At 39.9% G+C, this 13,403-nt stretch carries 12 protein-coding genes; 7 read left to right on the top strand and 5 right to left on the bottom strand.

From position 1 onward, the window contains the following. Positions 1–5 precede the first annotated feature (5 nt). The 4 genes from BP549_RS11615 (at position 6) to BP549_RS11600 (ending at position 4,298) form a co-directional block, all read left to right on the top strand. Positions 6–821 carry an HPP family protein gene (locus BP549_RS11615; protein ID WP_292380731.1) on the top strand — a complete coding sequence of 272 codons (816 nt, stop codon included), beginning with the start codon at positions 6–8 and terminating at the stop codon, positions 819–821. 317 nt (positions 822–1,138) lie between these two features. Next, positions 1,139–2,143, top strand: coding sequence for a CBS domain-containing protein (locus BP549_RS11610; RefSeq protein WP_394339080.1), 1,005 nt, complete (start codon positions 1,139–1,141; stop codon positions 2,141–2,143). Between the two features lie 357 nt (positions 2,144–2,500). Further along, positions 2,501–3,346, top strand: a complete 846-nt coding sequence (locus BP549_RS11605) for a CBS domain-containing protein (RefSeq protein WP_292380728.1) — start codon at positions 2,501–2,503, stop codon at positions 3,344–3,346. Between the two features lie 175 nt (positions 3,347–3,521). After that, positions 3,522–4,298, top strand: coding sequence for a CBS domain-containing protein (locus tag BP549_RS11600; protein WP_292380725.1), 777 nt, complete (start codon positions 3,522–3,524; stop codon positions 4,296–4,298). Positions 4,299–4,496: 198 nt separating this feature from the next. Here the strand turns inward: BP549_RS11600 and BP549_RS11595 are convergent, their stop codons facing one another. Further along, positions 4,497–5,288 (bottom strand): TIGR00266 family protein, encoded by a 792-nt coding sequence (locus BP549_RS11595; protein WP_292374768.1) that lies wholly within the window; start codon positions 5,286–5,288, stop codon positions 4,497–4,499. A 254-nt stretch (positions 5,289–5,542) separates the two neighbouring features. On the opposite strand from BP549_RS11595, the gene BP549_RS11590 reads away from it, so the two are divergent. From BP549_RS11590 to BP549_RS11580, 3 genes are all read left to right on the top strand, one after another. Beyond that, entirely contained in the window at positions 5,543–6,715 is a 1,173-nt protein-coding gene (locus BP549_RS11590; protein ID WP_292380724.1) for an RNA ligase, read from the top strand. Between the two features lie 356 nt (positions 6,716–7,071). Continuing rightward, the gene (locus BP549_RS11585) at positions 7,072–8,142 is read left to right on the top strand and encodes an elongation factor Tu (protein ID WP_292380722.1); all 1,071 of its coding nucleotides are present in this window, start codon (positions 7,072–7,074) and stop codon (positions 8,140–8,142) included. A gap of 65 nt (positions 8,143–8,207) precedes the next feature. Then, positions 8,208–8,780, top strand: a complete 573-nt coding sequence (locus BP549_RS11580; RefSeq protein ID WP_292380720.1) for a gamma-glutamylcyclotransferase family protein — start codon at positions 8,208–8,210, stop codon at positions 8,778–8,780. A 122-nt stretch (positions 8,781–8,902) separates the two neighbouring features. On the opposite strand, the gene BP549_RS11575 is transcribed toward BP549_RS11580, so the two are convergent. The 4 genes from BP549_RS11575 to BP549_RS11560 all read right to left on the bottom strand — a co-directional run bounded on the left by BP549_RS11575 (position 8,903) and on the right by BP549_RS11560 (position 12,805). After that, positions 8,903–9,676 (bottom strand): sugar phosphate isomerase/epimerase family protein, encoded by a 774-nt coding sequence (locus tag BP549_RS11575; RefSeq protein ID WP_292380718.1) that lies wholly within the window; start codon positions 9,674–9,676, stop codon positions 8,903–8,905. A 185-nt stretch (positions 9,677–9,861) separates the two neighbouring features. Next, positions 9,862–10,341 carry an RNA-binding domain-containing protein gene (locus BP549_RS11570; protein WP_292374776.1) on the bottom strand — a complete coding sequence of 160 codons (480 nt, stop codon included), beginning with the start codon at positions 10,339–10,341 and terminating at the stop codon, positions 9,862–9,864. A gap of 66 nt (positions 10,342–10,407) precedes the next feature. Further along, positions 10,408–10,968 (bottom strand): dephospho-CoA kinase, encoded by a 561-nt coding sequence (locus BP549_RS11565; protein ID WP_292380717.1) that lies wholly within the window; start codon positions 10,966–10,968, stop codon positions 10,408–10,410. A 592-nt stretch (positions 10,969–11,560) separates the two neighbouring features. Further along, positions 11,561–12,805 (bottom strand): ORC1-type DNA replication protein, encoded by a 1,245-nt coding sequence (locus BP549_RS11560; protein WP_292374778.1) that lies wholly within the window; start codon positions 12,803–12,805, stop codon positions 11,561–11,563. Between the last annotated feature and the right edge of the window lie 598 nt (positions 12,806–13,403).

The raw sequence follows: 13,403 nt of genomic DNA, 5'->3' as shown, positions 1-13,403 counted from the left end.
AGACAATGAACGTTAGTGAGATTATGACAGAAGAGCCTGTGAGTATCAAAGAAGGAGACTTTGTGACTCGCGCCCGTCAGCTAATGCGCGATCATCTTCTTAGAAGCCTTGTTGTTGTTGACGAAGAGAACAGGCTTGTGGGAATGTTGAGTGACCAGGATATCTTGAGGGTTACCTCTACACGCTCGAATGTTACAGTAGGCGGATATGCAAGCCAGTCCCCTACGATCACTCCGGATATGGATATCATGAAGGCTGCAAAGTTGATGGTGCAGTCAAGGCAGAATAGAGTTCCTGTGGTTAAATCAACTACTGATCGTACAGTAGTTGGAATCTTGAGTAACGTAGATATTCTCAGAAATGTGGACGTTCCAAAGAATGTTCCCAATACACTGCAAGCCGTAATGACAAAGAAAGTCAAAAGCTGCTCACCAGAGGACAAAGTCGGCACAGTTTGGGGACATATGCTTGAGACAGATTTTACTGGTATTCCTGTAGTTTCAAAGAAAGGTGAGCCTATTGGAATGATAACACGCCGAGACATAATAAAATCAGGTGCTGTGCGAATTGAAGTGGAAGATGAGAGGCGAACAAGGCCCAATGACAGTCCAAAAGTTGAGAAGATAATGTCAACTCCTGCATATATACTTTCAGAAAACGATTCCATTCAAAGTGCAATTGAGATGATTATTCACTATGATATCGGAAGAGTTACAATAGTAAACGAAAAGGACAAGGTATCTGGAATCGTTGATAGACAGGATCTTCTGGAATCTATTGTCAATGTATGGCCTGAAAAACCTTTCGAAAACCGACTTTGAAAGAAAGTTTGTAATTAGATATTCAGTTGAAGAATGATAGCTAACCAGAGAATTATTCAATGCGAAAAATAACGGTAAGTTTTCACGCAAAAAGATTATAACATTAAAGATCGTCATTAATAATAATTATAGATCTGAAAATAGAGGAAACCTTTTGGAAAGATTCGGGAGAAAATTGCTTTCAGGTTTTATTTTTTCAGGGAGCAAAACTTGGTCTGTTGAGGAATAAATTGCAGATTGTAGAGAAGTTTCTGCAAGAAGGCAGGAAAAGAAGAAAAACGGACTATGAAAAAGCAATTAACTGCAACTCGAATTCGGTGATCCTATTGAACAGAAATACGACATTTTCGTCCGTCGACAAGATGAAGGTTCAGCCAGGTGTGAGCAAATCCAAGAAAGCGCAGCAGAAAGACCCACACATGATTAGCAGCATGGGCACTATGCGAATAGGTCCTGAATTTAAATCCCGCATTTCAGAACATGAAGGAAAGATCCTGGCCCTAGCAACAAGGGATGTAGTAACCCTTCCTCCTACTGCAACAATTATGGATGCAATCAGGATTATGACTGAAAGGAGATTCAGGCGTATTCCTATCACAAACGCCGGAACACGGAGGCTTGAAGGAGTCGTTACTTCTGTAGATATTATCGATTTCCTAGGGGGCGGGAAAAAGAATCTACTAATTGAAAACCGCTTCAAAGGTAACCTTCTGGCAGCGATCAACGAAGAAGTACGGCAAATCATGGAAACTGACATTCCCTACCTTCATGAACAGGCTGACTTTAAAGATGCTGTTTCAATGATGATTGAAAGAAGAACAGGCGGCCTGCCAATTGTGAACAATGACATGCAGGTCATTGCAATCTTTACTGAAAGGAATGCAATTGAACTGATGGGTGGTCTCGTGACAAACCGAACTGTTGATGAATATATGACCGAGAGCGTCAGAATGGTCTCAACTGACACACCCATTGGACAGGCAGCAAAAGTAATGGTGGAGAATAAACTCCGAAGGCTTCCTGTAGTCAAGGACGGTATCTTCGCAGGAATTATCACTTCTTCTGATATTATCCATTTCCTTGGAAGGGGAGATGCTTTCAGTAAGTTGACAACAGGAAATATCCATGAGGCGCTTGACCAGCCTGTAGGTTCTATTGTATCAAAAGAACTGATATGGACTGTCCCTGGTACGGATCTGGGAAAAGCAATGGAAATAATGCTTGAGAAAAAGATAGGTTCACTTCCGGTTCTGGAGAACGGGGTGCTTCGCGGCATCATTACGGAAAGGGATCTACTAAAATCTCTGAATGAACCCCAGTAAATAATCAATTGATTAAAATCGATCCAGGGAAATTCGAGCTGGTCAAATTGGCTCAGAATTTCGTAAAGTAGTGGAAATAAGATTCATACTAAAAATTGAAAGCAAACTGAGACCAGAAAATCCTCAGGCTCAAGTTTTCAGAAGTTCAAGCTTTCAGGAGTTTTAAGAAAAAGGAAAATTTCTAGCTTGAAACAGATCGAGAAATAAGAACTTCTTAAATTAGCTCTCACTTCAACGAAAAGTACGCGTTACTTCTCTGAAAATTAGCAACCATAGCTAGAAATTGTAATGTGCGCATCTTATTCAAAAACTATAATTATTAATATTTATATATTGTAAAAATGAAGGAGGTACTTCATGAATGTGGCGGACATCATGAGTTCACCTGTATATGTTCTAAATGCAGATGAGCCCGTATCACATGCAAGAAAACTGATGTTAAGGTATAGAATCAGTACGTTGCTTGTCCTCAACGAGGGCAAGATGGTGGGAATCGTCACAAAATCAGACATCACTAACCGCCTGGCTCAGGCCGAACCTCTCTGGAGAAGAAGACCGATAGACCAGATCCCTATTAAGTTATTGATGACTGACTCGGTTATTACCATCTATCCTGAAGCCTCTATTTCCCAGGCAGCTGCCTTAATGCTTGAGAACGGAGTGCATAATGTTCCGGTGGTAAAAAACGACATTGTAGGTATTGTCACCAGGACAGATCTTGTGCGCTATGTTGCGGAAAATAGTGAGGAAATGAAAACAAAAATTCCTAAGTTAATGACTGAGGATATCGTTTCTGTTCACAGACATCACACTATCAACCATGTGATTGACGAAATGAACAGAAATGAAATAGAAAGAGTGATCGTTAAAGACGATGCAGGAAAGCCTGTAGGGATTATTTCCAGCAGAAGCCTTGCTTTAAACCTCTTAACTGACTTTCAAGGCGAACTTTCCACAAAAAGTATCAAGATGACTCGTAGATCTTCTCCTGGAGGCCAGAAGACCTACAGATACGTAAAAGAGGTGCCTTTGACTGCAGAAGACATCATGGTTTCTCCAATAAACTCCATTGACGTAAATGAAAATATCAGTGCAGCCGCCAAAAAAATGATTGAAGAAGGAGTGACTGCATTACCTGTCAGTGATGGAGAAGATATAGTGGGCATATTAAGCAGAACCGATATCACGAAAGCCCTCCTCTGAAACACGGCAGAGTGGAGGTAAATATTGCGAAAGGTGGCAATAAAGAGCAATGGATAAAACAGCCAAATGTAAGAGAAGGATGCGAAATTAAAGCACGGGAAAACGGATAAGTAAAATACGCAAAAAATTGCGAAAATTGTAATTAAAAATTCTGGATACGCATGAGGTGAATTGCATGCAAGTTAAAGATATAATGGTACAGCCATACAGGATTGACAAGTCAGACACCATATCTCACGCCCTGGACCTTATGGAAAAGAAGAACACAAAACGCCTGCTAGTAGTCCACGACGATCAGGTACTCGGTGTACTTACAATGAGAAGTCTGACAGAGCAGCTCGGAACTCGCAAGAAACTGAGCAAACCTGCATCCTCTCTGCATGTTGCAACAGCCGTATCCGACAACTTTGTAAAGGTTCTGCCTGATACTGATATTAGGGATGCCCTTACCCTGATGAAAAAGAAAAGTGGCGTAATTATTGTCACTGATAATGGAAATGCCCTGGGCTGGGTGACACCCCAGGAACTTATGAAAGTAAACCATTTTTCAGGCTTTGTTGGAGAAGTAATGGAAAAAAGTCCTATCGTTGTCAGCCCATCTGATAGAGTGAGCCACGCCAGGAGGCTTATTCTTGATAAAAATGTGGGAAGGCTGCCAGTAATTGAAAACGGAAAGCTTGTAGGCATTGTTGCTGAGGATGACATTGCCTTTGCTATGCGCTCTTTCAGGGATCTGGTAGCTGACAATCAGCAGGACTCGAGGATCAGGAACCTGCTGGTAGGGGATATTATGACCCGCAGTGTGGTTAGTGTTTATACAAATACACCTCTGGCAGAAGCTGTTCAGACTATGATGAAACACGATGTAGGAGGTGTTCCGGTCCTTAATCTGGAGGATGAACTTGCTGGCTTCCTGGCTCGTAGAAATATAATAAATACAATTGAGGAATAAGCTTAAATTCAGAAAAAGAGAGCTAAACAAAACTTAACCGAAATAAAAAGTAAGTAAGAGAAGGCCTGTCTTAAAGGAGCAGGCCTTTTTAAATTTCTAAGTTTTCCTTTCGATTGATTTCTTACATTTAGAGCAAATTGGATTTTACAGTGAATCCTACTTTTAGAGTGGTTTTTGTATTAGAGTAGTTTCTCGTTTTTAGAATGCTCTATCTCCACCAATCAGGCCTCCCAAGATACCGGTTCCAGCAACGCCGGTTTGTTCGTCGCGGTTACGGCCATAGGCAGAGGCTGCAAAGATTCTATCAGCAAGACGGGAGAAAGGCAGGCTCTGCATATACACTGTGCCCGGGCCTGTAAGGGTTGCAAGAACAACTCCTTCACCACCAAAAAGGGCATTTTTAAAGTTCTTTGACCAGGTTATGTCATAGGTTACAGTTTCTGTGAAAGCTGCCACACAACCCGTGTCGACACGATAAGTCTCGCCAGCTGCCAGGTCTTTTCTTATAACTGTGCCCCCAATATGGAGAAAGGCCAAACCGTCACCCTGCAACCTTTGCAAGATAAAACCTTCGCCACCGAAAAATCCTGCTCCAAGCTTGCGGGTGAAAGCTACTTCCACATCTACTCCGCGAGCCGCACAGAGAAATGAATCTTTCTGGCATAGGAGACTGCCTCCGAACTTTGTGAGATCAAAGGGAATAATTTTGCCCGGATAAGGAGCTGCAAAAGCTACATGCCCTTTTCCAGAGCCTTTGTGAACAAAGCTTGTAATAAAGAAACTTTCTCCGGTTAGAGCCCGTTTAAGTCCTTTTTTGAGGCTTCCGAAAAGTCCGCCTCCTTCGTTACCCATGCTGGTCTGCATCTGAATTCCGGGTCCCATATATGCCATAGCCCCAGCCTCTGCCTGGACTGCTTCATCAGGATCAAGCTCAATTTCAACAATTTGCATGTCTTCGCCGATAATCTTGTAGTCGATCTCATCTGCCATATAATACTCTCCAATCTTTTTACAAGCTTTGATGCAACAAAGATTATAGGCCAAAGACTTAAAAAGATTTTCAGTGTATTGAGCTATTCTCCAGTTTATTTCCTAAGAAACAGGCCAGATAAGGACGAAAAACAGGTTATTATAAAAAAGTACCTGATACTGATACCTATATTCATCTGATACTCATACCTGATACTCCGAAAATGCGCCTGAGAACGATAACTTATTTCAAGCCTGAAAACAGATAAATAAACATGAGTAGAGAGGGGAATGAGGAGATAGATTCTCAATTTGTAGATAGGCTTGCCAGTTTCCTGGGGTTTGATAAGGAAAGAGTTGAGCACCTTTTTGAGAAAAATTATCTTGCCCAGAACTGGGGAAAGTATGATTATTTATTCCGTTTCGATAAGGAGATATCCCACATAGAAAGGGGAACCGTGCTCTATGAAAAAGACGGTTCTTTCGAAATCATTATGGGTTTTCCGAAAATCCGGAGAGCCATGGTACTGGATCCCACGATTAAAAAGCACTTCAGCGGCATTGAAAAAGTAGCCGTGGAAGAAAAAATGAATGGATACAATGTTCGCATAGCAATTGCAAAAGACGAAATCCTTGCAATTACCCGGAGCGGGTACATTTGTCCTTATACAACTCAAAAGGCAAAAGAAAAATTGAATCTGAAATTTTTTGATGATTTCCCTGAACTTGTACTCTATGGAGAAATGATAGGCCCAGACAATCCTTATGTCCCAAAAGATATCTATGGAATCGAGTCGGTAGAGTTTTATATCTTTGATATTCGAGAGAAAAACAGTGGTAAGCCTCTTCCAATAAACCGGAGGCGGGGAATTTTAGAAAAATACGGCTTTTTTCAAGTAAAGTTTTTCAAAGAAGTTCCGCTGGAAACTGCTGCTGAAGAAATCAGAAAAATAATCCGAGAACTTGGAGAAAGAGAGCATGAAGGTGTTGTAATAAAGGATCCGGAAATGGTTCTCTCTCCATTAAAGTATACCTCATCCCAAAGTAATTGCTCGGATCTCAGGCATGCCTTTAAGTTTTACAATGAAACTGGCAGAGACTATATGCTTTCAAGGATTGTCAGAGAAGGTTTTCAAACAGTTGAATGGGATGAAGATAAGACCAAATTCGAAAAACGCTGTATACAACTAGGAGAAAGCATACTTGGTCCTCTAAGAGAATCCATCCGAAGTGTAAAAAATGGTCAGAGGCTGTATGAGGAAGCAAGGATCCGGGTAAGGGATTTAGAAACTGCAGCCGATTTTGAAAATTATCTTAAAAGACTTGGGATCGATGCAGTTTTTGAAGGCCCTCAATTAATTGGAGATGAGTATGTGATAATTATAAGAAAAATAAATAAAAGTACTAACGATAAAACTCAAGCAATCTGGCAGGGCGAAACCTGGTAATATTTTCCTTCAATATTGGATTTTAAGATTTGCTCTTGAAAAGCTTTTTCAGAATTTTTCGAAAAGAAATATATTACAGTATAATTATACCAGATGCAGGTTTATTCTAAATACAGGTTTTAAAGTGTTATTAATACAATTTATAGCCTTACAATCCGGAAAATATTGAGTGTTCGAATAAGACACATAAGACTGAATTAGACTGATTATGAGACTGAGTTTACTTATCCAGAATTTACTTATCCAGAATAATTTTAATTGAAATAACTTTAAAAATGCTGATTAGAAGTAATTAGACTTTATTGGAAGGATTTAGAAGTTTAGAAGTTATTACAAAGAATTAGAAGGAATCCAGTATGACAAACGTTGCAATTATCGGGACGGAAAAAAGCGGAAGGACCTCTCTTGCTGCAAACCTGGGGAAAAAAGGAACCTCCTCCGACATAACCATGTACAATAATGATAAAGAAAGCCGGAAAATGGCCTTCGTGGACCCTCACGGCTATCCTAAAGCCTTAAAATCCCTGATCACGTCACTTAATATTTCAGACATTGCAATCCTCTGTGTCCCTCCTGATGGCCTTAACAGAGACAATCCTGCAAGTGTTCATACCGGAGAATGCATTGTTGCTCTGGACCTGCTCGGTTTTAAACATGGAATAATTGCTCTGACAAAGTCCGACAGTACCCATATGTATGCTGTTGATGAGCTGAAAAAGAAAATAAAACTAATGACTGCGGGCACTTCCCTTCAGGACTGGGAATGTATTTCTCTAAATACCAACAAAGGTGCAAAAAATCCTTTTGAGGGTGTGGAAGACCTCAAAGCCAAAATTTCCGAGATCTCGGAAAAAATAGAAGCTGAGCAGGATGAGTTGAATAACCTGCCTGCAAGGGTGTTTATAGATCATGCTTTCAATGTCACTGGAAAAGGCTGTGTTGTTCTAGGAGTTGTCAAACAGGGGATCTCAAAAGATAAAGATAAGACCAAGATTTTCCCGCTGGACAGGGATATTGAAATCCGATCCATCCAGAGCCATGATGTTGATATTGACAGTGCACCCACAGGCACCAGAGTAGGGATGCGCCTTAAAAACGTGCAGGCTAAAGATATAGAAAGGGGATTTATTATCTCTGATAAAGAAATCGTAACTACTGATTATACCCTTAAATGCAATATCTCAAAGTTCACACGAGCAATTGAAACCTCAAGTGTGCTTCACCTCTTTGTTGGCCTGCAATCCGAACCTGTGCGTGTGGAGAAAATTCTGGTTGATGGGCAAGAAGTCAAAGAAGTAAAGCCTGGAAGCACTTGTGTGCTCGAACTCTCAGGCAACAAGAAAGTAGCTTACAGCAAAGAAGACCGTTTCTTGCTGGCAAATCTTGACCTGCCACAGAGATTTGCAGGCTATGGTTTTTCGAAATAAGCTTTTTTATAATTTCTTAATAATCTCTTTAATTTTTTAATGAATAATTCTTTTAAGGGTATAATATGGAAAAAGACTTACAAAAAAATGGTTCAAGAAAAAAAGATTTCGGAAAAAAAGAAACCGTATGTGAAAACGGGGAAGGCAAAGTAAGAGATAGAACGATCTATGGGAGTGTTTTTCATAGAAATGTCTGCTGGCAGCGTTCTTATCAGAGGCCGAAAGGTGAAGAGCTTATCATGGCACTCTACGGCAGCCTTAGAGATGGCCTTTACAATAGCCGGCGTTTCGACCTGCAAAACAGGTCAGAGTTCCTGGGCATAACAAATTTGAGAGGATACGCTCTTTACTCTCTGGGCCCCTACCCAGGCGTCTACCCCTCGGAAAATTCCTATATTGTAGCCGAAGTACGCAGGTTTTCAGGAAAACAGCAACTTGAAATCGCCAAATCAATTGATTATATGGAACTTTTCGGAGGATATCACAGGGAATATGTGGACCTGGAAATCGGTGATCAGAAGTTCAAAGGCTTTATTTATGTTTATGATGAGAAGCCTGAGACTGAAAAAATCGAGCACGGTGACTGGATCAGGTACTTGACAGAAAAAGAATTACAGGAAAGAGAATTACCTGAGTGAAAGAACTGAAATGATAAAGAAAAATGAAAAACAGAGATAAGAAATAGAGAAATGGAAAACAGAGATAAGAAATAGAGATGTGAAAATAGAAACCTAAAAGTTCACAAATTTTTCCAGAAAAGTTATAAATCTCTTAAAAACTCAAGGCTCTGAATTCCCTCTTCCACAGAACTCATCTCAGTAACGAAAATTCCTTTATAATCCGAAAGCTTTTCCATAACTTGCTTCCAGTCTATTGAGCCTTTTCCTAGAGGTAAATGTTCATCTTTTTTACCCATATTGTCATGGATATGCACATGGGAAATTTTTTCGGTCAGAAGATCCAGAAAGTCGTCAATAAGCCCAACTGTGTTTGCGTGTCCTACATCAAAGGTAAAACCCACATTATGGCTTCCAATGGATTCAAGCATCTCAAGCATTTCTTCGGGATATTTTCCGAAGATCTTCGGTATGTCGGGCATATTTTCAACAGCAACCAGAATTCCGAAATCTGCTGCAAAGTCACAGATTTCCTGGAGAGAGGAAAGATTGGTAAAATAGGCTTCCTGTGGAACCTGCGCGCCATAAGGGGAAAGATAGCCAGGGTGTACTACAGCCAGATTGACATAGTTAGAGGCAAGAGTCAGGTAGTGCTTCATCTGCCTGAGAACTTCTGCCCTGATTGAGTCATTCAGGCCTGCCAGGTTCATATCCGAGAAAGGTAGGTGAAGAGTTAGTTCAAGGCCTGTAGTTTCACTGATATTTTTCAAATTCTGAATATTCTTGCTGTTCAGGCACTGAGAACCTTCCTGTACTATTTCCCAACCTGTATACCCATTGTCTTCGAGCGTGTAAGCCCATTTGAAGGGATCTTCAACGACTACACGTGACGAATAGCTGATTCTGTGCAATTGCATGACGAAAATTCATTCCTTTTCATTTATCAATGTAGATCATGTGGCGCAAACTGAGATATATTTAACTGAATTATTTAATTGAATTCAGCTAAAATCAGTTCTTATAGAGCATTAAAGAAACATTAAAGGCTTACAAATTATTAAATGTGTATAAAGGCTAAAAAGCATTAAAACCCTGAATTTTCTCAATCCCTCTCCACATAGTCCATTTCTACTTCAACAACTGGTTTTCCTTCTTCAGTAAGGGGCAAAAGCCATTCAAAAAGTCTTTCGATTTCTTTCTGAGAATCAGCCCTGATAAGGACTTCGATAGACCCGAGAGGTTCTTCCTGCGCAGGAACACTGGGAACTCCGACAAAAGCAGCCTGTTTATTGAGCGAAAAGCGAACTGAAAGCCCGTCGCTGGATAAACCTTTGTTAAAAGCTTTGTTGCGGACACTATCTATAATCTCTTCTTTGCGAATGAGCCTATGCAGGGTTTGCAGAATATCAATTCCTCCCTCGCCTGAAAGGAAAAAAGATGGAGAAGATCCTGTTTCTGATTCTGTGGCCTCAATAGCTTCCTTTTCGAGTTCAATATCAGTAAAAAGGGACGAAACTGCTTTGATAACTTTTTCTAAGTCTTCTGTAGGATATACAGCTGCTGAAACCTTAACGTGTATCATAAATTTGCTCCAGTAATTTAAAAACGATTTATTCCAGAATTTTATTCAGAAATATATTCAAGAAAGTTACTCAACAGGATTTTTTCCTAAATAGTTGCTCAAAACTTCAATAACATCCTTTTTGAAAGTTTCCAGAGTGGAATTATTTTCAATTTCAATGCTGGATGCCTCTATAGCTTCTCCCATGCCCCAGCCAAGTTCTCGTTCGTCCCTGTTGCGGAGTCCTTCTATACTGTTCATATCATCGCTTCTGCCTCTTTTCTGAACTCTGGAAAAGCGGACTTCGATAGGAGCGTAAATGGAAATCAGGATAAAACCTTCTCCGAATTCTCGATTGAAGCATTCCACTTCAGCAATCCCGCGTACCCCGTCCACAACAACAAGGTCAGAGCCAGTATCCCTGATTTGGGAAATACAGCGTACTGCAACTGCATCCATGCCCTCGCATTTGCGAAGCTGTGTTGCAACCACTCCGGTATTGGAATCATTGGGTTCAAGCCCGCGCCTTAACACTTCCTTCCGGATCACATCACCCATATTAATAACTGGAATGCCCATTTCGGCAGCAATTCTGGCAGCTTCCGATTTTCCAGATGCTGGCATGCCTACAAACGCTATTATCTTCATCAAAAATTACCCTTTAAACTTTAGTTATTAAATCTGAATTGTTATTGAGCTATTAGACCTTAGTTATTAACTTGAATTATCGAATAGTGAGTCATTACATTTGAATTGTCTAGTTATAAATCATTAATTTGAGCCACCGAATCTTTAGATTCGAACAGAAGCCTGGATATTATTGAATCTTAATCTCAAAGGCAAATAAAGCTAAAATTATAAATTAAATAGTGAGTTGAATAATGGAGTCTGTACATTAAACCTTGAAAATGATATGATTCTAGTCAAATCACAGGATCGTATATATTATTTCCTGAAAACTAACATTTGGGTAAACAAAAAGCCGGAATAAGAAATAATTGAAGAAACTGAGAGTAAGGAAAGATTAGCAGAAAGTTAAGAAGAAACCTGAAGTAAAAAGGTTGAGAGAAGATTAAGAAAAAAATCTGAAGTAAGGGAAGTTAGAGAGGACTAAAAGACCTGAAGTAAGGAAAGCTAAAGGAAGGTCAGGGAAATCTTAAAAATGATAGGTCAGCAGGTGGGCCAAAAAGGTCAGGATGGAGAAAATAACGGTCTCATCCTTATGAAACATATTCCGTACTTATGAAAACATCTTGCTGAAAACTGACGTCTTAAAATCTACCAAGGGCTTAAGCCTGTAATCCTCAAGAAGTACTTTACGGGTGCTTTCCATTGGAACACTCAGGGAAATTTCTTTCGTCCGACCGTAGCGGCCTTTACTCACTACCACTGCATTGACTATGCCCAGCATATCAAGCTCGGACATCAGATCGGTAACCCTGCGCTGAGTAAGGATATCCACATCAATATGGTGACAGAGTTGGCGATAAACATTGTACATCTCGCCTGTTGTGACATTCTTACCTTCTCTGCCCCTGTTCCGTAAAAGAATGATACTATATAGTACGAGTTTTGACTGGGTAGGAAGAGTTCTTACCACTTCGACCACGCGGTCAATTTCGATTTTTTCCTGAGCGCGCCTTACATGCTCTTCAAGAACCTGAGGCTGATTTTCCCGTTCTGCAATTTCCCCTGAGACTCGAAGGAGATCAAGTGCGCGCCTTGCATCGCCGTGTTCCTGGGCTGCAAAAGCAGCGCATAAGGGAATTACCATCTCACCGAGAGCCCCGCTGGTGTAAGCCATTTTTGCCCTTTGTTTTAGGATATCGCTTATCTGCTCAGCATCATAAGGAGGGAAAATAAGCTCTTCTTCACCCAGGGAGCTTTTGACCCTGGGGTCCAGAAATTCTGTGAATTTCAGATCGTTTGAAACACCGATCATACTGACTTTGGCTCTACGAAGATCTGTGTTAATTCTCGAGAGATTATAAAGAACGTCATCACCTTTTTTAATCAATTTATCGATTTCGTCCAAAATTATGATAATGACCTGCTCTCTAGAATCAATTGCCTCCTTAAATTTCATGAAGACCTGATCAGTAGGCCATCCGGTCATAGGAACCTCTTCTTCAAAATGTCTTGCAAGATTTGCAAGGAGCCGGTACTGTGTATCGATCACTTCACAGTTAATATAAACAACTGAGCAAAAAAGTGATTTGTCTTCGCTTACCCTCTCAAGTTCCTTTCCAACATACCGGGTAACTGCAGTTTTTCCCGTTCCAGTTTTTCCGTAAATAAGTACATTGGAAGGGGTCTCTCCTCGGAGTGCAGAAACCAATATTGTCGCAAGACTATTAATTTGCTCGTTCCTGTGCAACAAAAGGTCAGGTGTGTAAGAAGGCCGAAGTACTTCTTTGTTTTTGAAAATTGATTTCCCGTCAAGTAATTTTTCGAATAAGCCGTCTAATGATTGAGCTTTTATCATGAATAGCCCTCTATAAAAATTATGATATTAAGCATGTAAGAGTTAAGATACTTCTAATACAGATAATTAACATCCAATAAAGATTAATTAATACATAAGACAATATATACAATTAATTAATGCAGTTGATATACTATATATTACCTTTTTCTCATTACTCTCGTTTTTATAAACTAGAGTAAGCTAGAGATTGAAACTTTATTCACGGAATAGACTTTGAAAGACTGCATTGTTTGTTCGGAGTTTCTCAGTCTCAGGGCAAGCCTGTGAATTTAATAGCCGAACTGATCTTTTAATTACTTTTAAGAATTTTATAATATTAAACGCTCTATTGATGCTTGAAACCAGGAGGATTTTTTAAACAGGCTGTCGCCACTTTAAATCCTCCGAATCCACAACTATTAAATATTTATGCTTTTTAACTGCTTTTTAAAGATATGTTACTTTGAGTTATGTTTTCTAAAGCCACATTTATATGGTGCTCTTTTTAGAGTTACCTTTTAGCTTTTCCTGTTTAAATACTTAGACAATTGTAACCACACCTGCTGGATAAGCTTTATACTAATTGTACTAATATTACAATAGTCGTTAATTACAA

Source organism: Methanosarcina sp. UBA289 (assembly GCA_002496565.1).
GTDB lineage: Archaea > Halobacteriota > Methanosarcinia > Methanosarcinales > Methanosarcinaceae > Methanosarcina.
This window is presented reverse-complemented; position numbering and strand designations above follow the sequence as displayed.

What these genes read in the sequence shown, in the direction of transcription:
- BP549_RS11615 (WP_292380731.1), top strand. Translation starts at nt 6, where the DNA reads ATGAACGTTAGTGAGATTATGACAGAAGAGCCTGTGAGTATCAAAGAA.
- BP549_RS11605 (WP_292380728.1), top strand. Translation starts at nt 2,501, where the DNA reads ATGAATGTGGCGGACATCATGAGTTCACCTGTATATGTTCTAAATGCA.
- BP549_RS11600 (WP_292380725.1), top strand. Translation starts at nt 3,522, where the DNA reads ATGCAAGTTAAAGATATAATGGTACAGCCATACAGGATTGACAAGTCA.
- BP549_RS11595 (WP_292374768.1), bottom strand. Translation starts at nt 5,288, where the DNA reads ATGGCAGATGAGATCGACTACAAGATTATCGGCGAAGACATGCAAATT.
- BP549_RS11590 (WP_292380724.1), top strand. Translation starts at nt 5,543, where the DNA reads ATGAGTAGAGAGGGGAATGAGGAGATAGATTCTCAATTTGTAGATAGG.
- BP549_RS11585 (WP_292380722.1), top strand. Translation starts at nt 7,072, where the DNA reads ATGACAAACGTTGCAATTATCGGGACGGAAAAAAGCGGAAGGACCTCT.
- BP549_RS11580 (WP_292380720.1), top strand. Translation starts at nt 8,208, where the DNA reads ATGGAAAAAGACTTACAAAAAAATGGTTCAAGAAAAAAAGATTTCGGA.
- BP549_RS11575 (WP_292380718.1), bottom strand. Translation starts at nt 9,676, where the DNA reads ATGCAATTGCACAGAATCAGCTATTCGTCACGTGTAGTCGTTGAAGAT.
- BP549_RS11570 (WP_292374776.1), bottom strand. Translation starts at nt 10,341, where the DNA reads ATGATACACGTTAAGGTTTCAGCAGCTGTATATCCTACAGAAGACTTA.
- BP549_RS11565 (WP_292380717.1), bottom strand. Translation starts at nt 10,968, where the DNA reads ATGAAGATAATAGCGTTTGTAGGCATGCCAGCATCTGGAAAATCGGAA.
- BP549_RS11560 (WP_292374778.1), bottom strand. Translation starts at nt 12,805, where the DNA reads ATGATAAAAGCTCAATCATTAGACGGCTTATTCGAAAAATTACTTGAC.